Genomic DNA, 21,264 nt, shown 5'->3' on the forward strand with positions numbered 1-21,264 from the left:
CGGTCCGCGTGGCGGCGGATATGCGACCATTTCCCCATGACGGACGCGACCAATCTGGATGCACTGCGCGCCACGGCGCTCCAGTGGATCACCGACGACCCCGACAAGGCCGCCCGCGACGAGCTGTACCGGATGCTCGACGCGCTCCCCGGTTCGGCCGACGACCTGGCCGACCGCTTCGCCGGGCGGCTCAAGTTCGGCACCGCGGGACTGCGCGGGCCGCTGCGCGCGGGCCCGAACGGGATGAACCTCGCGGTCGTGCGCGCGGCCGCGGCGGGACTGGCGAACTGGCTCGACGCCAAGGGCGCGACCGGCCCGGTCGTCATCGGCTACGACGCGCGGCACGGCAGCCACGACTTCGCCGTCGAGACCGCGCGGGTCGTCACCGGTTCGGGGCGGCGGGCGCTGCTCATGCCCGGGCCGCTGCCGACCCCGGTGACCGCGTACGCGGTCACGAAGCTCGACGGCGCGGCGGCGGTCCAGGTGACCGCGAGCCACAATCCGCCGCAGGACAACGGCTACAAGGTGTACCTGGGGCGCGAGCTCGGCGGCGACCTGGGCGCGGGCGCGCAGATCGTCCCGCCGGCGGACACCGAGATCGAGGCGGCGATCGAGGCGCTCGGGCCGCTCTCGGAGGTCCCGCTGGGCGACGAGGGCGAGGTGCTCGACGAGTCGGTCCTGGAGTCGTACCTGGCGGCGATCGCCTCGGTGGTCGACCCGGACGACCCCAAGCGGCTCGCCTCGGTGGCGACCCCGATGCACGGCGTCGGCGGGCGGACCCTGGTCAAAGCGATGGAGCGGGCCGGGTTCCCGGCGCCGACCCTGGTGCCCGAGCAGGCCGACCCGGACGCGGACTTCCCGACCGTGTCGTTCCCGAACCCCGAGGAGCCGGGGGCGATCGACCTCTTGAAGGCGCTCGCGGCCGAGGAGGGCGCGGACGTGGCGATCGCGCTGGACCCGGACGCGGACCGTTGCTCGGTGGCCGTGCCGGTCGGCGACGGCTCGTGGCGCCAGCTCACCGGCAACGAGGTGGGCGTGCTCCTGGCCGACCACTGGATGCGCAAGGGCCACAAAGGGAAGTACGCGACGACGATCGTCTCCACGACGCAGCTCAAGGCGATGTGCGACAAGCGCGGGTTCGCGTACGACGAGACGCTGACGGGCTTCAAGTGGCTCGCGCGGGCCGGGGCGGACCTCGCGTTCGCGTTCGAGGAGGCGCTGGGCTACTGCGTCGCGCCGGAGTTCCTGCGCGACAAGGACGGCATCTCGGCGGCGCTCGTCGTCAGCGAGATCGCGGCGGGCCAGGCCGCGCGGATGGCGACATTGCAGGACCGGCTCGACGAGCTCGCCGAGGAGTTCGGGGTGTACGAGACCGGGCAGCTGTCGATCCGGGTGGAGGACCTGTCCGAGATCGACGCGTGCATGAAGCGCCTGCGGGCGCACCGGCCGACGAGCCTGCTGGACGAGCCGGTGACCGATTACCTGGACCGGCTGCCGGACGCGGACGTCGTGACGATCACGACCGCGAACGCGAGGGTGGTGGCCCGCCCGAGCGGCACGGAGCCGAAGCTGAAGGCGTACCTGGAAGTCCGGGAGGACGTCGGAGGCGACCTCCAAGGCGCCAGGGAGAGGGCCCGAGCAGGCGTCGAGGCCCTGAAGGCCGAGATGGCGGCGGTCCTGGGCGTCCCCCACTAAACGAATAGACGTGAAGGGGGGCCGAGCGCTGCGCGCCCGGCCCCCCTTGCGTCTGGGTCAGAAGCGGCGGTAGGCGCCGAACTGGCGGTCTCCCGCGTCGCCCAGACCGGGGACGATGTAGGCCTTGTCGTTGAGTTCGGGGTCCACCGCGGCGGTGGTCATCTTCATGGCGATGCCCGAAGCGGCGAGCTTCTCGATGCCGTCCGGGGCGCACAGGACGCTGATGAGGTCGATGTCGGTGCATCCGCGATCGGCGATCATCTCGCAGCAGCGCAGCAGCGAACCGCCCGTGGCGACCATCGGATCGAGCACGATCACGTGGCGTCCGGCCAGGTCGTCGGGCAGGGACTCCATGTACGCGTACGGCTCGTGCGTCTCCTCGTCGCGGGCCAGACCCACGAAGCCCATCGAGGCGTCCGGGATCATCGACTGGGCCGCGTCGGCCATGCCGAGCCCGGCGCGCAGCACCGGGACGAGCACCGGCGGGTTCCCGAGCCGGAAGCCCTTGGCGGGGGCGACCGGGGTCCGGATCTCGTATTCGGTCACGGCCACGTCGCGCGTGGCCTCGTAGACGAGCATCACAGTGAGCTCGTGCAGGGCAGCCCGGAACCTAGGTGAGTCCGAGCGCTCGTCCCGCATGGCGGTGAGCCGTTCAGCGGCGAGCGGGTGTTCGACGATCTTGACATCCACGGTTCCCAACCTTAGGCCGTGTCCGGGGCCCTCGGGCGGGTCGGTGTCCGAGGCCTCGAACGCCGCCTGACGCCCGGTCCGCCACGCTAATGTGAGCTGGTCGCCACTCGCGCGTCGACGCGGCCCCGGTCGCGCCTGAGCATCGCACGGATACGGATACCATCGGGTCATGGGATCAATTTTGAGCGGCGCCGAGGCCGCCGCCCTCGTCCGCGCCCTCCCCGGCGTCGACGCGGTCGGCCTCGAAGCGCGCGCGGCGGGGCTCGCCACCCGCTCGGTCAAGAAGGAGTCGAAGGCCCGGGCCATCGACCTCGCCATCAGCATGATCGACCTCACCACCCTCGAAGGCGCCGACACCCCCGGGAAGGTCCGCTCGCTCGCCGCGAAGGCGATCCGCCCCGACGGCGACGCTCCGTCGACCGCCGCGGTCTGCGTCTACCCGTCGATGGTCGCCACCGCCGCCGAAGCGCTCGAAGGGTCTTCGGTGAAGGTCGCCTCCGTCGCCACCGGGTTCCCCGCCGGGCAGGTCCCGCTCGACGTGCGCCTGGCCGACACCGAGGCGGCCGTCCGCGCCGGGGCCGACGAGATCGACATGGTCATCAACCGCGGCGCCTTCCTGGCCGGGGACCTGGAGCGGGTCTTCCACGAGATCAAGGCCGTCAAGGCCGCCTCGGGCGAGGCCCGGCTCAAGGTGATCCTCGAGACCGGCGAACTGGTGACCTACGACGACGTGCGCCGCGCCTCCTGGCTCGCCATGCACGCCGGTGCCGACTTCATCAAGACCTCCACCGGCAAGGTCGGCATCAACGCCACGCTGCCGGTCACCCTCCTGATGTTGCAGGCCGTGCGCGACTTCCGGGCCCAGACCGGCGTGCAGGTCGGCGTGAAGCCGGCCGGCGGCATCCGCAACACCAAGGACGCGATCAAGTACCTGGTGTGCGTCAACGAGACCCTCGGCGACGACTGGCTCTCGAACGAGTGGTTCCGCTTCGGCGCCTCCAGCCTCCTCAACGACCTGCTCATGCAGCGCCAGAAGCTCAAGACCGGCCACTACTCCGGCCCCGACTACGTGACGGTGGACTAAGCGATGTTCGAGTACGCGCCCGCGCCCGAGTCGGTGCGGCCCCAGATCAAAGAGCACTACGGGCTGTTCGTGGACGGCGAGTTCGCCGACGCCGCCGACGGCTCGGTCTTCAAGTCCGTCGACCCCTCCACCGAGGAGGTCCTGTTCACCGTGGCCGAGGCCGGCGAAGCCGACGTCGCGAACGCCGTCGCCGCCGCCCGCCGCGCCCACGAGACCGTGTGGGGCCCCATGAGCGGGGCCGAGCGGGGCAAGTACCTCTTCCGCATCGCCCGGCTCCTCCAGGAGAAGGCCCGCGAGTTCGCCGTCGCCGAGTCCCTCGACAACGGCAAGCCCATCAAGGAGACCCGCGACTTCGACGTGCCGACCGCGGCGCAGCACTTCTTCTACCACGCCGGTTGGGCCGACAAGCTCGAATACGCAGGGCTCGGGCCGGACCCGAAGTCCCTCGGCGTGGTCGGGCAGGTCATCCCGTGGAACTTCCCGCTGCTCATGCTCGCGTGGAAGATCGCGCCCGCGCTCGCGTGCGGGAACACGGTGGTGCTCAAGCCCGCCGAGACCACGCCGCTGACCGCGCTGCTGTTCGCCGAGCTGTGCCAGGAGGCGGACCTGCCCGCGGGCGTGGTCAACATCCTCCCCGGCGCAGGGGCCACTGGAGCGGCCCTTGTGGACGCCGCGGTGGACAAGATCGCGTTCACCGGCTCGACCGCCGTCGGCCGCGCCATCGCGAAGGCCGTTGCGGGGTCGAAGAAGAAGGTCACGCTCGAACTGGGCGGCAAGGCCGCGAACATCGTCTTCGACGACGCCGCGATCGACCAGGCCGTCGAGGGGATCGTCAACGGGATCTTCTTCAACCAGGGCCACGTGTGCTGCGCCGGTTCGCGACTGCTCGTCCAGGAGTCGGTCGCCGACGACGTGCTGGAGCGGCTCAAGGCCCGCGTCTCCACACTGCGCGTAGGGGACCCGCTCGACAAGAACACCGACATCGGCGCGATCAACTCCGCCGAGCAGCTCGAGCGGATCACCGCGCTCACCGAGACCGGCGGGGCCGAGGGCGCCGAGGTGTGGCAGCCCGCGTGCGACCTGCCCGAGCGCGGCTTCTGGTTCCGCCCCACCGTGTTCACCGGCGTCCAGCAGTCCATGCGGATCGCCCGCGAGGAGATCTTCGGCCCGGTCCTGTCCGTGCTGACCTTCCGCACCCCCGACGAGGCGATCGCCAAGGCGAACAACACGCCTTACGGCCTGTCGGCCGGGGTGTGGACCGAGAAGGGCTCCAAGATCCTGTGGGCGGCCGAGCGGCTGCGCGCGGGTGTGGTGTGGGCCAACACGTTCAACCAGTTCGACGCCGCCAGCCCGTTCGGCGGCCTGAAGGAGTCCGGTTACGGCCGCGAAGGCGGCCGCCAGGGACTGGAGGCCTACCTCGATGTCTGAGCACACCAAGCCCGAGCACGACAAGCCCGCGCACACCGAGCCCGGCCAGACGGAGGCCGAGCGGGCCGAACCCGTTCGCCTGCGCGTCAAGAAGACCTACAAGCTCTACGTCGGCGGGAAGTTCCCCCGCTCGGAGTCCGGAAGGAGCTACCCGGTGACCAGCCCGGACGGCGCCGAGCTGGCGAACGCCGCGCTCGCCAGCCGCAAGGACGCCCGCGACGCCGTGGCCGCCGCCCGCAAGGCGCAGCGGCCGTGGGCGGGGCAGACCGCCTACCTGCGGGGCCAGATCCTCTACCGGGCCGCCGAGATGCTCGAGGGCCGCGCCGGGCAGTTCGCGGAGGAGCTCGCCGACGCCACGGGCGCCGATCCCCATGCGGCCCTTGGGGTCGTGGAGCAGGCGATCGACCGGCTCGTGCACTACGCGGGCTGGACCGACAAGTACGCGTCCGTGCTGGGCGGGGCCAATCCCGTCGCGGGACCGTACTTCAACCACACCAAGCCCGAGCCGCTCGGCGTCGTCGCCGTGGTCGCCCCGCAGGAGGACCCGCTGCTGGGCCTGGTCGAGGCGGTCGCTCCGGCGATCGCCGCCGGGAACACCGTGGTGGTCCTCGCGAGCGAGGCGAAGCCGCTGCCCGCGTTGAGCTTCGGTGAAGTGCTCGCCACCTCCGACCTGCCCGGCGGGGTCGTCAACGTCTTGAGCGGCAAGGTGGGCGAGGTCGCGCCGCACCTGGCCGCGCACGCCGACGTCAACGGCCTGGACCTCGGCGGGGTCGAGGACGCCGAGCTGGCGAAGGAGCTGGAGGCCGCCGCGGCGGGGACGCTCAAGGTCGTGCGCCGCCCCGGCAAGACCGGCAGCGCCCTCGACCTGCTGCGGCAGTGGACGGAGTACAAGACCGTGTGGCACCCGGCCGGCATGGCCGCCACCGCCGGCGGCGGCTACTAGTACGTCAGAAGGGGCCGCGCCCAAGGTGCGGCCCCTTCGTCGTGTGCAGGGTGGGCCGGGATCGTGTGCCGGGTGGGACGGGTCGTGCGGAAAGCGACCGGTTCGACCCGATTCGTGCGCACATTGTGGAAAGCGCACACCGGATGCGACGTCTCGTGTCACGTGGTCGTAGGCTGTTCCCCAGCTAGACGACTCTATGTTGACGACTGCGGGAGGGACGCGACATGGCGGCCGAATCGGACGGCCCGGCGCGAAGCGCCGAGACCGAGAAGCTCTGGAACGAGACCGGCGTCGACCCGGTGGAGCTCCACCTGGGCAAGGACTCCGGCTTCACCCTGCGCGCCTATCGGATGTCGGACACGCTGCCCGGTCCCCAGGCCACCGAGCCCGAGGAGGACGAGGAGTCGGCCGAAGCGCCGCGGGAAGCGGAGGACGAGCCGAAGGGCCGTCGCCGCAAGGGCGCCGAGGTCGACGACGCCGACCCCGAGGACGAGGACGCCCCCGAGCCCGACGCGGCCGACTTCGAGGACGACGACGAGGAGGCGGCCGACGAAGAGGTCGACGCGCTCGACGCCGATCCCGAAGAGGTCCCGGTCTTCTTGACCCGCAAGGGCAAGCTCCTGCTGTTCCGCGAGCCCGAGGCGCTCGTGGCCTACGTCAAGGAGAACGACGACCACGACCTCGCCGCGATCGAGGAGTACGCCGAGCTCCAGGAGCGCCTCACCGTCGACGACGTCGCCTGTGACGAAGACGACACGTACGAGCTGGACCTGGTGGTCGCCAACCTGCGCGGCGGGCACGACACGTGGGAGCCCGAGCTGCTCATCAAGGCCGCCGAGGTCGGCCGCGACCTCGGGTACGCGCTCCGCAACGACTCGATCGTCGGATCGCTCGCCCCCGGGTCGCCGCTCGACGACCTCGACGAGACCTTCCGGATCGTCGTGGACGGGGGCCTGCGCGGCAAGCTCGCGAAGCGGCGGCTGCGCAAGAACGACGCGCAGCAGGCCGCGATCGCGTGGCGGGGCGTCATCGCGAAGATCAACGACTACGTCGACTGGCGCAAGTAGCACCTCGGCCGAACGGCCCATGGGCACTCGTCCGCGAAGTCCGAATACCGGGGCCGCCGCATTGCGACGCGGCGGTTCCGATGCGTTACTCCACAAGAGAATTCCCTGCTCATGACGTTCAGGGAGTTGACAAACTCGCGTGCTATGCCGAATCGAGACCTTCGGCCGACGGCGCGGTCGGCCTTCTCTCGCTTCGCGAACCCGCACTGGGAGTCCGCTTGCAGAACCGAGTATTCTGCGGAAAACTGATAACGGACTGGTAAAAACGGGCGGGGCCGCACCCCGCCGTCAGGGGTCTGTGCCGGACGGGCGCGCCCTACGAGAGGAGCCCCGCGGGTGCAAGTGTTCTGCGGCATCACCACCGACCAGCAGGTAACCGGAGCCGGGCACGGCGACACCGCCTGCGCGGTCGCCCTCGTCGCGGCCGGCGGCGGCCTCATCGCCACCGACACCTTCGGCGACGACCCGCGCGGCTGGGTCCGCTTCAACAGCCTGCTCGCGCGCTCGGCCCCCGGCCAGTCCGTCTCCGTCGCCGTCGACGGCGAAGTGGTGCAGCTGGCCGAGTACGCCACGGCCGCAGGGCAGCTCGTGGTCCGCGCCGACGGCCACGCGTCCCGTTCCAAGGACGCCCTCGACGACGCCATCGCGATCGCCCGGGGCCTGGCCACCGGCGAGGTCGCCGGGCCGCCGCTCGCGCCGCGGCCCGAGATCGCGGCCCTGCGCCCGATCCTCGACACCGTCGCCTCGGCCGCCAGGGCCCGCCACGACGCCTCCGAGGCGCTCACGTGCCTGCTGCGCGCGGTCTTCCCCGCGGCCCTGGCCGCCTGGGACGACCCGAGCGAGGCCAACGCCGTCGCGATCCTCACCAGACTTCCACAACCCGGTGCACTCCAGTCGATCTCGACTGAAGAGCTGGCCGCCGACCTGGCGACCGTGGCCGATCCCGGCCAGGTCGCGGCGATGGCAGGGGCGCTCACCGAGGCGATCCGCGAGATCGGCGGCGGGGACGACCCGTCGGTGGCCCCGTCGGTGGCCCCGTCGGTCTCGGCCACCGCCGAGGCGGTCTCGGCCTGGGACCGCTCGCTCGAAGGCCTCATCGGCCTGCTCCAGGCCAAGCGCCCGCGCTCCGAGAGCGCGGTCCCGGCCGCTCCGGCGGCCCACGAGGAGCCGGCGCACTCGCGCCGACGCCGGGACACGCACGCCACCGTCCGGCTTCCGGGAGACCTGCCGGACCGTCAGAGCCTCCGGGCGCTCGACCCCGCATCGCAGCTGCACTCGGTGCTCCCGGTCGATCTGGAGGCCACTCAGGTGCTCCCGGACTCCCCCGAGCGAGCGCCGGTCGACGGTGAGACGCACACCCGGTCGCTGCGGCGCCGCCGCGCGCAGCCGGCGGAGGCGATCCAGACGAACGAGCTGTTCCAGCCGTCCAAGCCCGTGCCGGCCGATCCCGAGCCGCGCCGCCATCCGTGGCAGCCCAAGGAGGACGTCAACATCGTCGACGTCGCGAGCCTCGCGAACGACGACGACGGCCTGCTCATCTTCGGCCAGGCGCGCAGCGCGTGGTTCAAACGGCCCGAGAGCGAGGAGCCCGAGACCGAGTCGTGGAACCTCCCCGGCGACGACGGGTGGCGCACCGCCCGGACGGCCACGGAGACGCCGGCGACCGAGGAGCCGGTCACGCCCGCGGGACTGCCCAGGCGCAAGCCGCAGGCGAATCTCGTACCGGGCGCGGTCGTCTCCGACGAGCACACCCGCTTCGACGAGCCGATCGACCGCGACCCCGAACTGCTGGCGCAGAACACCGCCGGCTACTTCAAGGGCTGGGGCCGCGCCCGCGGCTCCCGCCCCGGCATGGGCTCCCGGACGGAGAGGATGGCGGCCCGATGAGCGCCAACCTCGGTGTCTACGAGCGCTCCCTGAGCATGTTGCTGGGCTCGCTCGTGGCCCGGACCCCGGGCCTGTCGCACGCGGTCCTGGTGAGCGTGGACGGGCTGCCGCTGGCGGTCTCGGCGGGGCTCCCGAAGGAGCGCGCCGATCAGTTGGCGGGCATCGGATCGGGTCTGCTGTCGATGGGCGAGGGCGCGGGCAGGTCGATGGACCACGGCCCGGCGCAGCAGGTGATCGTGGAGATGGCCGAGGGCGTGCTCCTGGCCGCACCGGTGGGCCCGCAGATCTGCCTGACCCTTCTCGCGGTGTCGCAGTGCGACCGCGAGCAGCTCGGATACGAGCTGGGCCAGTTCACGATGCAGGTGGGCCCGTTGCTGAACGAGGCCCTGACGAACACCGGGTCCATCCCCCGAGTCGTATAGTCCCCAAGCGAACCGGGCCCCGAGGCGATTGCCTCGGGGCCTTTTACATCGATCGGAGGCACTCCGGATCAGGCCAGCGCGGGTCCTTCGAAGACCTCGACCACTCCGCTGCCGTCGAACACACGATCCCCTGTTGACGGTCCCCCGCAGGTGGTCGCGAGCCTCTAATCTGGTCCGATGCCCCTCGGTGAGAAGGTTGAAGGTCTGCGGCGAACTGTCGCAAGCCGGTCGGCTCGTTTCGGTCTGGGCCCGGCGGCGAAGCCGCGCGGGTCGGGACGGCCGCTGCCGCTGGCCGCTTGGATGCTTTTGATCGGACTCCTCGCGATCGGATTCCTGGTCTACAACTTCTGGGACCAGCAGTACGAGCTGATCCAAGTCCTGCGGCGGCAGGATCCGGTCGATGAAGTGGCGATCGCGGAGGCCCGCAACGACATTCTGCGGACCACGCTGACCGCGACCGCCGGTCTGGCCGCTGCCGCAGTGCTGCTCTTGAACTTTCAGAAGCAGCGCCACGAGGAGTACAACTCGACCCAGCAGCGCATTGCCGACCTGCGGATACAGGCGGTGCAGCAATTGGGTTCGGCGAGCCCTTCGGTCCGCATCGGCGGCCTGCACAACTTGGAGAGGCTGGGGGAAGCGCACCCGGAACTGCGGCAGATAGTGCTCGATGAGATCTGCTCCTACCTTCGGTTGGATTACCTGCCGGGCACGGAAGACAAAGCCCCTTCGAGGGGAAAAGGCAAGACGGATTCCGGCAAGGGCCGGTCCGCAGAGTCGGAGGTCCGCCTAATCGCCCAGGAAATCCTGCAACGCCACCTGAAGTTCAAGACAGGCAAACAGCGGCGAGAATACTGGAGCCACGACAGGCTGAACCTCAAGAACGCAAAGCTACAGAACATCGACTTCAGCGATTGCCGTTTGATCGAGCTCGACTTCGGGGGCGCGGAGTTCACCGGGTACGCGGGCTTCGTGGGCGCGAAGTTCGGCGGGAACGCGGACTTCGGCGGCGCGAAGTTCGGCGGGAACGCGGACTTCGGCGGCGCGAAGTTCGGCGGGAACGCGGACTTCGGCGGCGCGGAATTCGGTGCGCGCGCGGTCTTCAGAGACGCGAAGTTCACCAGGAACGCGGACTTCAGAGGTGCGAAGTTCGGCGGGAACGCGGACTTCAGAGACGCGAAGTTCGGCGGGAACGCCAACTTCGGAGGTGCGAAGTTCGCCAGGGACGCAGTCTTCGGAGGCGCGGAGTTCACCGGGTACGCGGTCTTCGAGGGCGCAGAGTTCGGCGAGTACGCGGTCTTCGGAGGCGCGAAGTTCGGCGGGAACGCGGAATTCAGGGGCGCGAAGTTCACCGGGTACGCGGTCTTCGAGGGCGCAGAGTTCGGCGGGTACGCGGTCTTCGGAGGCGCGAAGTTCGGTGAGTACGCGGTCTTCGGAGGCGTGGAGTTCACCGGGTACGCGGTCTTCGTGGGTGCGGAGTTCACAGGGAACGCGGACTTCGAGGGCGCGAAATTCACCGGGAATGCGGACTTCGGAAGCACCGTGTTTTCGAAACTCCAGGACGCACAGTCACTTCCGGTCGGATGGCGCTACTCCGATGATGCTGCGGCTGATGGGACCTGGCGGCTTGTGCGGGTTTCCCCTCCAGACGAGCCGGACGCCTCGGACCCTTCGTCTGCGTAATGACTCTCAGAACCTCAAGTAGTCGCAACAGCCGGGGTGTCCTCCCGCCGGAGAGGGAACTTTGGGTTCTGTTGTCCGATAATAGGTTTCACCGGCCGGAACTGGAGGACCGCTGTGGCAAATGTCGATGAAGTCGCCGCCTCCCTCGGCGCGAACAAGAGCGAGGCCGAGGGACTCGCCGGACAACTCGCGGCGAGCAAGCAGCAGACCGAGGAACTGCAAATCGAGATCGCGGCCCTCGGCGCGGAAGGCGCGGCGAACCGCGCAAGCGCCGCCGCGCAGGCAATCGACGCTCTGATGACTGAGGCGACCGGACTCGCCGACCGCATCGGCGAAGCTCAAGCACAAGTGCTCGCAATCAAAGAGGGCGGTTTACTCACCACGGCCGCGACCAGCACCGGATCACCTCGGCCTCCAACCCACGGCAGCCGACCCACACGACGAGGCGAACGAACCCGCCCCTCCCACCCACCAAACCCGAACCGAAGACCGGGTGGTCGACCTGAGCCGATCGATCCGCGTGCATCTCCTGATAAGCAGACGGGCATCCGAGGCGAGAACGATGCGGCGATCGTCTTGGCCCGCAGCGGTTACGACATCGCCCAGCGCCCACCGCCGAAGCCCAACGGAAAGCGACCCGACTACTTCATGGAAGGCGACTACTGGGACTGCTACACCGTGGTGACCAGAAATTCCGAGCAGGTGCGCAGGGCTATCAGCAAGAAGGCCAACCCGGAGCGCGGCCCGGTTCAGGCGAGCAGGATCATCGTCAATTTCGATTCCAGCGGTCCAGAACCGAAGAGCTCCCTGACACCCGAGACCATTGAAGCGCTTTTGCAACGCAAGCCGGTCAACGGTCTCAAGGAGGTTAAAGTGATCTTGAACGGCCGTGTTCGCAACCTCGACCTTGGAGCTTGACCAGGATGCTGCCCGACTACACGTACTTTCGCCCCGCCGTTCCAAAGGAGGAGCTGGCAGCGTACTTTGCTCAACGGCTCGGGCTCGTGCGGATCGAGACCGAGGAGTCCTTCTCGCTCAGGAGCGATCAGTGGTGGATGACGATCGTCGATCCCGACGAGGACTGGGAGATAGAGGCCGACCGCCTCGGCCTCAGCCTCGAACAAATGACGACGGTCATCTTCGCCCCCGAGAGGGACTTGGGTGCCGAGGAGTCCTTCCAAGCCAACGTTGATCTGTTCGCGGCCATCATCGACCAGCTCAATGACACTCCCGGCATCACCGGTCTCCTGCAATACGACGACGAGAAGGTCCTCATCGAGCGACCGGTCGGCGGCCCGACCCTGCTCGACACCAGCCTTGCCGACTCCGAGGAATACAACCACGACAACCGCCTTGCACTGGTGCTGTCTCGGGGCGTCATCACCGATCTCCCCGACCTCGAATACCCCGACCCCGCGTCAAACGAGGAGGGTTGAGCGGCATGGCCCTCGACTACACCTGCCACTGTCCTGGGGCTCGTGGAGAGGGAGCGGCCGAGGGCCGCTCCCCATCCCCCACGAATTCAGCGTCGTTTGAACCGCTCCAGCAGCCCGAACGGGTAGGGCCGGGGCAGTTCGCTGACGGCGGTGAGCCTTTCGGTGTGCTCGGAGTCCAAGGGAGCCTCGGCGGCGCCGAGGTTGTCCTCCAGATGCGCCATCGTGCGGGCGCCGATGATCGGCGCGGTCACACCCGGCCGGTCCATGAGCCACCGCAGCGCCACCTGGGCCGGACTGCGACCGGTCTTCTCGGCGATCTCCAGCAGCGCGTCGACCACCGACCAGGTGCGGTCGTTGGCGTAGACGCCCCATGCCTCGGGCCAGCCGCCCGCGTCAGGGGCCTTGTCGGCGCGGCTGCCTTCGGGAGGCGCGGCCATGTCCTTGCGGTAGCGGCCCGAGAGCCAGCCGCCTCGCAGCGGGCTCCACGGGATGATGCCGACGCCCTCGCCCCGGCAGACCGGGACCAGGTCCCATTCGGTCTCGCGGTCGAGCAGGTTGTACAGCGGCTGGAGGCACGCGAACGGCTCCCAGTCCCGCGCTCGCGCCAGGTCGATCGACTTCTGCAACTGCCAGCCGGCGTAGTTGCTCGCGCCCAGGAACCTGACCTTGCCCGCGCGTACGAGGCCGTCGAGCGTCGCGAGGGTCTCCTCGATCGGCGTCGCGTCGTCGAAGACGTGCACCTGGTACAGGTCGATGTAGTCGGTCCGCAGCCGCCGCAGGCTCGCCTCGACGGCGCTGAGCAGGTGCTTGCGGCCCGCGCCGCCGTCGTTGGGGCCGGTGCCCATGTCGCCGTAGGCCTTCGTGGCGATCACGAGGTCGTCGCGCGACTGCCGCTCGAGCCAGCGTCCGAGGATCTCCTCGGAGACTCCGGCGCTGTAGACGTCGGCGGTGTCGATGAACGTGCCGCCCGCCTCGACGAAGCGGTCGAGCATCCGGTGGGCGGTCTCCTCGTCGGTGGCGCCGCCGAAGGACATGGTGCCCAGGCACAGTGCGCTGACTTTCAGGCCGGTTCGGCCCAGGTATCGGTTCTCCATGCGTTGGACGGTATTACCTGGAGTGCACTCCAGGTCAAATCATTGCCGGCGCGGCCCTGGCCGCCGGCTCCGCGTCGAATGCGGTGGTCGCACCGATCCATGCCAAGGCGAAGAGGGCTGCCGGGGAGGCGATCGATGACCGAGGAAGCGGCACCGGGACATGCCGAAGGGCCCGGGGCTTTCGCCTCGGGCCCTTCGGCTTTCGGTCCAGGTGGTTCGGGTCAGCCTAGACTGTCGATTCGTCCGTTTGTGGGCACTAGTGGACGCCGACGGTGCGCGTGCGGCGCATCGAGAGCACGTACTCGACGAGCTTGATGAGCACCTGCTTGGTCGACTCCCGGTTGCGGGCGTCGGTGTAGACGACGGGCACCTCGGGGGCGATCTGGAGCGCGTCGCGGATGTCCTGGGCTTCGTGGAGCTGCTTGCCGTCGAAGCAGTTCACGGCCACCAGGTACGGGAGCTTGCGGTGCTCGAAGAAGTCGATCACCGAGAAGCAGTCCGCGAGGCGACGGGTGTCGACCAGCACGATCGCGCCGATCGCACCGCGCACGAGTTCGTCCCACATGAACCAGAACCGGGTCTGGCCGGGCGTGCCGAACAGGTACAGGATGAGGTCCTGGTCGATGGTGATACGACCGAAGTCCATCGCCACCGTGGTGGTCGCCTTGTCGGGCACAAGGTTGTTGTCGTCGACGCCCTCGGAGGCGGAGGTCATGATCGCCTCGGTCGTCAACGGAGTGATCTCGGAGACCGAGCCGACCAAGGTCGTCTTGCCGACGCCGAAGCCACCGGCGATGACGATCTTGGCAGAGGTCACACGAGAGGTGTCTGCGGGTGAGTTCATTAGGGTCTAAAGCCTCCTGAGTCCACTGAGAACGCGCTCAAGGAGCTCGGTTCCGACCGATTCGTCGGCGCCTTCGGCGTCGAAACCGGTGGGTGCGTGCACTGCCAACAAGCCGTCGGCCGCCATGTCGGCGACCAGCACGCGGGCGACGCCGAGCGGCACCTCCATGCGTGCGGCGATCTCCGCCAGCGATTGCAGTCGGCCGCCGCACAGGTCGACGATCACCTTCTGCTCCCTGCCGCCGAGGAACTGCCCGGACCTGCCCCTCGCGGTGGTCTCCACCAACGCTTCGAGGGCGATCTCCAATTGGGGCCGCGTACGGCCGCGCGTGACCGCGTACGGTCTGACGAGTGAGCCGGTAGGCTCATCACCACCGAGGACCATTGTTACCTCCAACCGCGACCCGCAGATCCCACAATCCTTGTGCCGCAGTCTTGTCAGTTATCCGTGTACCGCATGCCCGGGGAGGCACCGGCCCGTCGCCTGGGGACGCGACGGAGGGGGTTGGTTGTTCAGTTCGTCCCACTCGTGCTGCTTAAAGCATCGAGTGGAGCCTACCGTGCCGCACGCCCTTGTGCCAATCGCGCCCGAGCCGCGGCACGGATCAGCTTCGAGCCGAGGGCGTGAGCGCCTGGCCGACCCGGTCGACCAGGAGGGCCATCTCGTAGCCGACCTGGCCCACGTCGCAGTTCTTCGACGCCAGCACCGCGAACGAGGAGCCGTCGCTGATGGACATGAGGAACAGGAAGCCGCGGTCCATCTCGACGACCGTCTGGAGAACGGCGCCGCCCTCGAAGCAGCGGGACGCGCCCTGGGTCAGGCTCACCAGACCCGAGGTCACCGCCGACAACTGGTCGGCGCGGTCCCGCGGGAGGTCCCGCGAGGACGCCAGCAGCAGACCGTCGGCGCTGACCGCCACGGCGTGCGCGACGCCCGGCACGCGTTCGGCGAAGCCGGCAAGCAGCCAGCCCAGGTCTTGGACCGAGGTTCCACCAGTGCTCATCGTTTGCGCTCCTTAGTAGCGTCTGCCGTGTTGCGGTTCAGCGACTCAGTTACCGTCATTGCCACGTCCTCGCTGGACGCCACGGTGATAGGCCGACAGCAGGCCCCGAATGCCCTCGGGGTTGCGCTTCTGCGCGCTGACGGTCTCCTGCGACTCCTCCACCCCGCCGGGAACCAGGCGTTCCATCGGTCGGCGCTTGGGAAGTCCCGTCGAAGTCGTCTCGTCGACGGTGGTCTCGGCGAAGGCGTTGTCGACCCGGCTCCACCCGTCGTCGGCGGCCGTGCGCCAGGCGTAGGAGCCGGCCTCGGACTCGTGGGCGGTGTTGAGTCGGCGTCGCTCCGGTCCCGAGGCGGCCGACGTCTCGTCGGCGGGACTGCTCTGCATGGGCGGGCCTTCCGTGGGCTGCGGAGGGGAAGGTGGCGCCGCCTCCCAAGCCGGGGCGTTGGACTCGGCCGCACCTGACTGGTCAGCGTAGCGCGGCGCGGGGGCCTTCGCCACCTCCGAAGGTGCTTCGGGGGCCGCCCGGAAGGACGAAGAGGGCGGTTCCTCGGCTGCGGCGGCCGAGGCGGTCTCCTCCTCGACGGGCTTGGGCGCGGGCGTGACCGACTTGAACCAGGCCGACTCGACCTCGCGGAAGATCGGCAGCTCCGTGGTCGCGTCCAGCGCCGACACCCGGCCGCCGCGCGCCTCGCGCGGGGCCTCGGTGGTGCCGCCGGGGCCGGCGGCCACGTCGGGCCACGACGGCGGGGCCGGCTCCGGCTCGGGCGTGAAGGCCTCGAGCTGGATCTTCGGCAGGGCCACGTGCTCGGACGAGACGATCTCGCCGGTCACCTCCATGACCTTGCCGCCCGAGCGGCGCTCGTCGGCCAGCCCGCCGGGCCGGAACATGAAGCCCGGCTCCTCGTCGACGGGGGCCTGCGGCGCCTGCGGGGGCTGCGGCTGGCGGCGGTGCAGCTGGTGCTCGCCGGTCAGCGGCTCGACCGGGTTGGACGGCATGGGCGGGCGCGAGGCCGTGGGCGGCGCGCTCGGCTGCCAGGCCGGCGGCTGCGAGTACTGCGTCGGCGGCGAGTGCGGGGAGGGCGGCGGGACCGTGTCGAACAGGCCCGCCGGGCTCTCGGGGACCTGCGGCAGGGCGCCGGTCGACTCCATGCCCGACAAGAGCTCGCCGCGCGGGCCCTGGCCCTGGAGGGCGGCGGGCTCGCCGCCGTCGAGCGGCACGCCCGAGCGCAGGCCGCGCTCGGGGAGCTTCGGCTCGGTCAGGACCGCGTCGCCCAGGATCACCTCGGCGATGGTGCCGCGCTGGTCGCCCGGGCGCAGCTCGACGCGCACGTCGTGGCGGTTGCCCAGGCGGGCGACCACGACCAGGCCCATCATCCGCGAGGAGGCGAGGTCGATGACGTCGCCGGACTCGGCGAGCTGCCGGTTGATCTCCTCGATCTGCGCCGGCGGCATCCCGATGCCGATGTCCATGATCCGCACCCGGATCGCGCCCTGCGGGGCGTCGGCGGTGCGCATCTGCTCGGCCTCGACCAGCACCGGGGACTCCGGCGGGGAGAAGGCGGTCGCGTTGTCCATGAGCTCGGCGATGAGGTGCACGAGGTCGTTGACCGCGGCCGGGCGGATCTCCCGCTCGGCCTCCAGCTCGCCGAACTCGATGCGGGTGTACTGCTCGACCTCGGACTGGGCGGCCTGGAGGATGTCGCCGATCGGCGCCGGGTAGCGCTCCTGGCGGGTCGAGTCCGCACCGGCGAGCACCAGGAGGTTCTCGTCGTTGCGGCGCATGCGGGTCGCGAGGTGGTCGAGCTGGAACAGCTCGGCCAGGCGGTCGGGGTTCTCCTCGCCGCGCTCCAGGTGGTCGAGGTGGCCGATGAGCCGGTCGACCAGGTTCTGGGAGCGTCGGGCCAGGTTGATGAACATCTGGGAGACGTTGGCGCGCAGGGCGGCCTGCTCGGCCGCGATGCGGATCGCCTCGGTGTGGACGATGTTGAACGAGTGCGCGACGTTGCCGATCTCGTCGCGCTGGTCGATGTCGATGACCGCGCCGGTGTCGGCCGCGACCTCGTCGGGCGTCCGGTTGCCGATCGTCTCGGCGTCCCGCATCTGGGCCACCGCCTGCGGCAGCGACACGTGCGCCACGTCCAGCGCGCCCTCGCGCAGTCGCCGCAGACCCGTCGCCATGTTCCGGGCGATGAGCAGGGCGATCACGGTTGCGATGACGAACGCCGCCAGGATGAGCACCGCTTCGAGCAGCAGCTGGAAGATCTGCGCGTCCCGGTCGGTGCGGGCCTGGGCGAGAACCTCGTCGGACTCGGAGTTGATGTAGTTCAGGCCGTTGTTGAGGATCGCGTTGTAGGAGTCGATGACATCGGCGTTGACCGACAGGGGCTTGGTGGTGCCCGCGTTGATCGCCGAGTTCTCGAACTCCAGGGCCGCCTTCGCCTCTTCGGTGTTCAGCCCGCCCTCGCTGAAGAAGAACGACAGCTGCTCGTCGCGGTCGGCCACGGTCTTGAACTGCCGCTCGGCCGACTCGCGCCCCTTCGCGTAGGCGATGAAGTTCTGCCAGCGGGTGTTGTTGATGAACTCCTCGCCGTCACCGACGTTGATCGCGATCGCCCGCTCCTCCTCGAGCGTCTCGATGATCGTCGTGGCCGCGGCGATCGCCTGGAGGTTCCGGGCGATGTCGGGGTCGTTGACGATGCGCGAGGAGATGTCGGTGATCGTCACCAGTTCGGCGATGAGCCGCTGGTAGACGCGGGAGGTCGCGTCGATCGAGGTGCCGTTGGGGCTGTCGGCGGCGGCCTGCCGGATCTGGATCAGGCTCTCGTACTGGGTGCGGATCGCGTCGATGCGGTTGTCGATGTCGTCCGACAGGTTCGGAAGCTCGTCCGCCTTCAGGTTGAACTGCTCCAGCGAGCGGTCGGTCTGCGCCTGCTGGGTCTGCACGGCCGCCTCGTCGTACTGCGACTCGTCGATGTCGGCGACGTGCTGCTCCTCCAGGCGGAGGTTGGTGACCAGCAGCGAACGCTCGCGCTGGAGGTCGTACCGGAGCTCGGCGGTGACGGCGTTGAACTCCACGAGCTTCACCATGTCGTCCGAACCGAACACGCGGTCGGCGAGGTCGTAGAGGCGAAGGCTCGCGACGGCCACCAGCACCACCAAGGGCACCAGGAGGATCAGTCCGAGCTTGGACCGGATCCGCATGTCGGCGATACGCGGCAGGCCGAGCGGTCCTCGTCGAGCCGCTGAACCCGCACGGTTCGAGCTGCGCTTGCTCACCTTGTCTAGCCTCCTGGGGTGGTCCTCTGTGTCAGACCGAAGGGCCCGTGCCGGGCCGGGCTCGGTCTCGGGCCGACGGTGTGCGCCGGCGGTGCCGTCCGGCCGCCGTGGCGGCGGGGGTCGGCATGTGAAGCCCAGCAGATTCCATCATGACGAAAGTAGCCCGCGAAATCCAGGGGCGTACTGGAGTACTGTTCCCGGCCTCGTATGCCACCGTGTTACGGGGCGATTCTCAAGATACACTGATCTTTCGGACACATACCTATGCGGTATTCGGCTGTTCGGACAACAAAACTGACCGCTTAGGCGAACGTCGCGACCCCCGCACGGCCCATCCGGCACACCCCCGCCGGAACCGCACCGAACGCATCCACACGACTGCGCTACGTGCAGGCCGATTCGCGGCATTCATCCCGTCACTCCCCGCGCCCGACCGGCCACCCGCCGCGGACCGATCCTCCCGCAAGCTCTGACAACTCGCACAGACTGTGCGACAGCGAACCCCCTTCACTCGGGCACCGTTGAGGCACAGCCCCTTCTTGGAGGTAACCCCATGTCCCTGCTCGCAGTCACACTCGAGCACCACCACTTCACTTACGGCTGGCTCAATCCCGTGATGGGCCTCGCCTTCGCCGCGGCCGGGTCCTTCCTCGGCCTGTCGGCCTCCCGCTACGCCCGCGCCGCGACCTCCGCCGCGGGAAGGCTCCGCTGGACCCTGATGGCCTCACTGGCCATCGGCGGGATCGGCATCTGGATGATGCACTTCATCGCGATGATCGGGTTCACCGTCACCGGTGCCTACCTCGCCTACGACCCCGCGCTCACCGCCGCCTCGTTCGCCTTGGCGGTCCTGGCCGTGGGCGTCGGGTTGTTCGTGTCCGGCGGCAAGCGCGCTGGCTGGCCGCGCCTGCTCCTGGGCGGACTGATGTGCGGCGCGGGCGTAGCGGGAATGCACTACACGGGCATGGCCGCGATCGCGACCGGCGGACGGGTCGCCTACGACCCGCGCCTGGTCGCGGCCTCGGCCGTGATCGCCGTGGTGGCCTCGACGGTGGCGCTGCGGTTCACCGCGGTCGTCTCCCGCCGCGGCACCATGGCCCTGGCCGCGACCGTCATGAGCGTCGCGGTCGTCGGCATGCACTACACCGGCATGGCCGCCGTGCGGGTCGAAGGCCCGCCGAAGGAGGCCGCCGACGGGATCAGCCCGCTCGTGCTGCTCCTGCCGATCCTCGTCCTGGCGCTCATCGCCATCATCGGCATGGTCTTCGGCGTGCTCGCCTCGCCCTCCCTCGACCGGCTCGAGGACCGAGAGGACACCGCGGCCGAGGAGACACGGGACGACCTGGGCGTCTTCGGCAGCGGCCGGGGCGTAACGGGCGGCGCCGATCGAATCGACCGTCCTAGTGCAACTGTCCGTCTTGTGGACGCAGGCGGACAGTAGTCGTATAAGTTTCGAATCGCGCAGATTGCAATCGCGCATCATTCCGGAAACGGGTGGACACCCGGGGAGGAAGACCGCTGGTGGAACACGTAAGTCACTTCACTTACGGCTGGATCAATCCCATCATGGCCTTCGGATTCGCCTTCGCAGGCTCGATCCTCGCGCTCATGTGCATGACGCAGGCGCGCAGGCAGGACCGGACCGTCAAGGCCGCCCGCAAACGCGTCCGGTGGATCGCACTGGCCGCCTTCGCGTTGGGCGGCACCGCGATCTGGATGATGCACTTCACCGCGATGATGGGCTTCAAGGTCGTCGAGTCCGACATCGCCTACGACCCGGTCAAGACGTTGCTGAGCCTGGTCGCCTCGACCGGATCGGTGTTCTTCGGGCTGCTCGTCGCCGGCACGGGGCAGCGCAACACCGTCGCGAAGATCCTCATCGCCGGGCCCCTCACGGGCGTCGGCGTGGTGATCATGCACTACTCGGGCATGTCCGCCATCAACGTCTCGGGCCACATCGCGCACGACCGCGCCTACTTCATCGCCTCGGTGGTGATCGCGGTCGTGGCCGCGACCGCCGCGCTGTTCTGCGGCATGTTCCTGGACGGATGGCGCTGGCAGACGGCCGCCGCGGTCGTCATGGGCGCGGCGATCTGCGGGATGCACTACACGGGGATGGCCGGGGTGCGGGTCACCCTCTACGGCGAGGGCCGCAACCCCGTCGAGGGGATCGACCCGATCATGCTGATCCTGCCGATCCTGGGCGTGGCGACCCTCGGCATCATCGTGCTCCTGTTCGCGCTCATGGGGACCACGCCGAAGACGGTGACCCGGCGCGAGCAGCTGGGCATCGAGGTCGAGGACGAGGAAGTCCTGCCGACCGCCACGGGCGCGATCCAGGTCGACCGGTTGCGGACCCGTCCGCGCCCGGGGCCCGGACGGGTCCGCAACCGCTCCGAGCGGCAGGGCCATGTGCCCGACCAGCGTTCGGCCTCGCCGACGCCCGCGCCGCAGGGCGGGCACGACGGTCCGATGGTCGTGCCCGAGGGTTCGTTCGTCGAGCGCAGGCAGCGCTCGTTCCAGCAGGCGGAGCTGGAGCAGACGGCCGAGCATTTCGAGATCACCCGCCAGACGCGGCCTTCGTAGCCGCGTCGATTCGACTCCCGCACCGGCAGCAGCGGGAACGGCCCCCGCCCATTCGGGCGGGGGCCGTTCCTCTATGCCTTATATATATGGGCCGCTACGCACCGCAGTGGGGCACGCGTTTGCCCAGGC

At 69.6% G+C, this 21,264-nt stretch carries 18 protein-coding genes; 12 read left to right on the forward strand and 6 right to left on the reverse strand.

The window, feature by feature from the left end; translation table 11 throughout:
- Positions 1–36: 36 nt before the first annotated feature.
- Positions 37–1,695, forward strand: a complete 1,659-nt coding sequence (locus IF12_RS0120790) for a phospho-sugar mutase (RefSeq protein WP_030161923.1) — start codon at positions 37–39, stop codon at positions 1,693–1,695.
- Between the two features lie 57 nt (positions 1,696–1,752).
- On the opposite strand, the gene upp is transcribed toward IF12_RS0120790, so the two are convergent.
- Positions 1,753–2,385 carry a uracil phosphoribosyltransferase gene (gene upp, locus IF12_RS0120795; protein ID WP_030161926.1) on the reverse strand — a complete coding sequence of 211 codons (633 nt, stop codon included), beginning with the start codon at positions 2,383–2,385 and terminating at the stop codon, positions 1,753–1,755.
- 169 nt (positions 2,386–2,554) lie between these two features.
- On the opposite strand from upp, the gene deoC reads away from it, so the two are divergent.
- The 9 genes from deoC to IF12_RS0120835 all read left to right on the forward strand — a co-directional run bounded on the left by deoC (position 2,555) and on the right by IF12_RS0120835 (position 12,332).
- Positions 2,555–3,469, forward strand: coding sequence for a deoxyribose-phosphate aldolase (deoC, locus tag IF12_RS0120800; protein WP_030161928.1), 915 nt, complete (start codon positions 2,555–2,557; stop codon positions 3,467–3,469).
- A 3-nt stretch (positions 3,470–3,472) separates the two neighbouring features.
- Positions 3,473–4,897: an aldehyde dehydrogenase family protein gene (locus IF12_RS0120805; protein ID WP_030161930.1), complete on the forward strand. Its 1,425-nt coding sequence runs from the start codon at positions 3,473–3,475 to the stop codon at positions 4,895–4,897.
- The gene (locus tag IF12_RS0120810; protein WP_081913810.1) at positions 4,890–5,840 is read left to right on the forward strand and encodes an aldehyde dehydrogenase family protein; all 951 of its coding nucleotides are present in this window, start codon (positions 4,890–4,892) and stop codon (positions 5,838–5,840) included. The genes IF12_RS0120805 and IF12_RS0120810 overlap by 8 nt, the downstream gene beginning before the upstream one ends.
- 224 nt (positions 5,841–6,064) lie before the next feature.
- On the forward strand, positions 6,065–6,907 hold the full coding sequence (locus tag IF12_RS0120815; protein ID WP_030161934.1) for a hypothetical protein: 843 nt from the start codon (positions 6,065–6,067) through the stop codon (positions 6,905–6,907).
- A 336-nt stretch (positions 6,908–7,243) separates the two neighbouring features.
- Positions 7,244–8,794 (forward strand): hypothetical protein, encoded by a 1,551-nt coding sequence (locus IF12_RS0120820; RefSeq protein WP_133884433.1) that lies wholly within the window; start codon positions 7,244–7,246, stop codon positions 8,792–8,794.
- Positions 8,791–9,216 carry a roadblock/LC7 domain-containing protein gene (locus tag IF12_RS0120825; protein WP_035749870.1) on the forward strand — a complete coding sequence of 142 codons (426 nt, stop codon included), beginning with the start codon at positions 8,791–8,793 and terminating at the stop codon, positions 9,214–9,216. Before IF12_RS0120820 ends, IF12_RS0120825 begins: the two co-directional genes overlap by 4 nt.
- A 306-nt stretch (positions 9,217–9,522) precedes the next feature.
- On the forward strand, positions 9,523–10,896 hold the full coding sequence (locus IF12_RS0120830) for a pentapeptide repeat-containing protein (RefSeq protein ID WP_030161938.1): 1,374 nt from the start codon (positions 9,523–9,525) through the stop codon (positions 10,894–10,896).
- Between the two features lie 114 nt (positions 10,897–11,010).
- Positions 11,011–11,814 carry a hypothetical protein gene (locus IF12_RS25880; RefSeq protein WP_133884434.1) on the forward strand — a complete coding sequence of 268 codons (804 nt, stop codon included), beginning with the start codon at positions 11,011–11,013 and terminating at the stop codon, positions 11,812–11,814.
- A 5-nt stretch (positions 11,815–11,819) separates the two neighbouring features.
- Positions 11,820–12,332 carry a hypothetical protein gene (locus IF12_RS0120835; RefSeq protein ID WP_030161939.1) on the forward strand — a complete coding sequence of 171 codons (513 nt, stop codon included), beginning with the start codon at positions 11,820–11,822 and terminating at the stop codon, positions 12,330–12,332.
- An 86-nt stretch (positions 12,333–12,418) separates the two neighbouring features.
- Here the strand turns inward: IF12_RS0120835 and IF12_RS0120840 are convergent, their stop codons facing one another.
- The 5 genes from IF12_RS0120840 to IF12_RS0120860 all read right to left on the reverse strand — a co-directional run bounded on the left by IF12_RS0120840 (position 12,419) and on the right by IF12_RS0120860 (position 18,474).
- A complete protein-coding gene (locus IF12_RS0120840; RefSeq protein WP_030161941.1) occupies positions 12,419–13,426 on the reverse strand; it encodes an aldo/keto reductase in 1,008 nt (335 codons plus the stop codon).
- 256 nt (positions 13,427–13,682) lie between these two features.
- Positions 13,683–14,270, reverse strand: a complete 588-nt coding sequence (locus IF12_RS0120845; RefSeq protein WP_030161943.1) for an ATP/GTP-binding protein — start codon at positions 14,268–14,270, stop codon at positions 13,683–13,685.
- A 6-nt stretch (positions 14,271–14,276) separates the two neighbouring features.
- A complete protein-coding gene (locus IF12_RS0120850) occupies positions 14,277–14,654 on the reverse strand; it encodes a DUF742 domain-containing protein (protein ID WP_030161945.1) in 378 nt (125 codons plus the stop codon).
- Positions 14,655–14,874: 220 nt separating this feature from the next.
- Positions 14,875–15,273: a roadblock/LC7 domain-containing protein gene (locus IF12_RS0120855; protein ID WP_030161947.1), complete on the reverse strand. Its 399-nt coding sequence runs from the start codon at positions 15,271–15,273 to the stop codon at positions 14,875–14,877.
- A 45-nt stretch (positions 15,274–15,318) separates the two neighbouring features.
- A complete protein-coding gene (locus IF12_RS0120860) occupies positions 15,319–18,474 on the reverse strand; it encodes a nitrate- and nitrite sensing domain-containing protein (RefSeq protein WP_030161949.1) in 3,156 nt (1,051 codons plus the stop codon).
- Between the two features lie 628 nt (positions 18,475–19,102).
- Between IF12_RS0120860 and IF12_RS0120865 the strand changes: the two genes are divergently transcribed.
- Together IF12_RS0120865 and IF12_RS0120870 are read left to right on the forward strand one after the other, a co-directional pair.
- Positions 19,103–19,990 (forward strand): MHYT domain-containing protein, encoded by an 888-nt coding sequence (locus tag IF12_RS0120865; RefSeq protein WP_051704698.1) that lies wholly within the window; start codon positions 19,103–19,105, stop codon positions 19,988–19,990.
- An 80-nt stretch (positions 19,991–20,070) separates the two neighbouring features.
- Positions 20,071–21,135, forward strand: a complete 1,065-nt coding sequence (locus IF12_RS0120870) for an MHYT domain-containing protein (RefSeq protein WP_133884435.1) — start codon at positions 20,071–20,073, stop codon at positions 21,133–21,135.
- Positions 21,136–21,264: the final 129 nt, after the last annotated feature.

The sequence above is a fragment of the Glycomyces sp. NRRL B-16210 genome, from assembly GCF_000719515.1.
In the GTDB taxonomy this organism is placed as follows: Bacteria; Actinomycetota; Actinomycetes; order Mycobacteriales; family Micromonosporaceae; genus Glycomyces.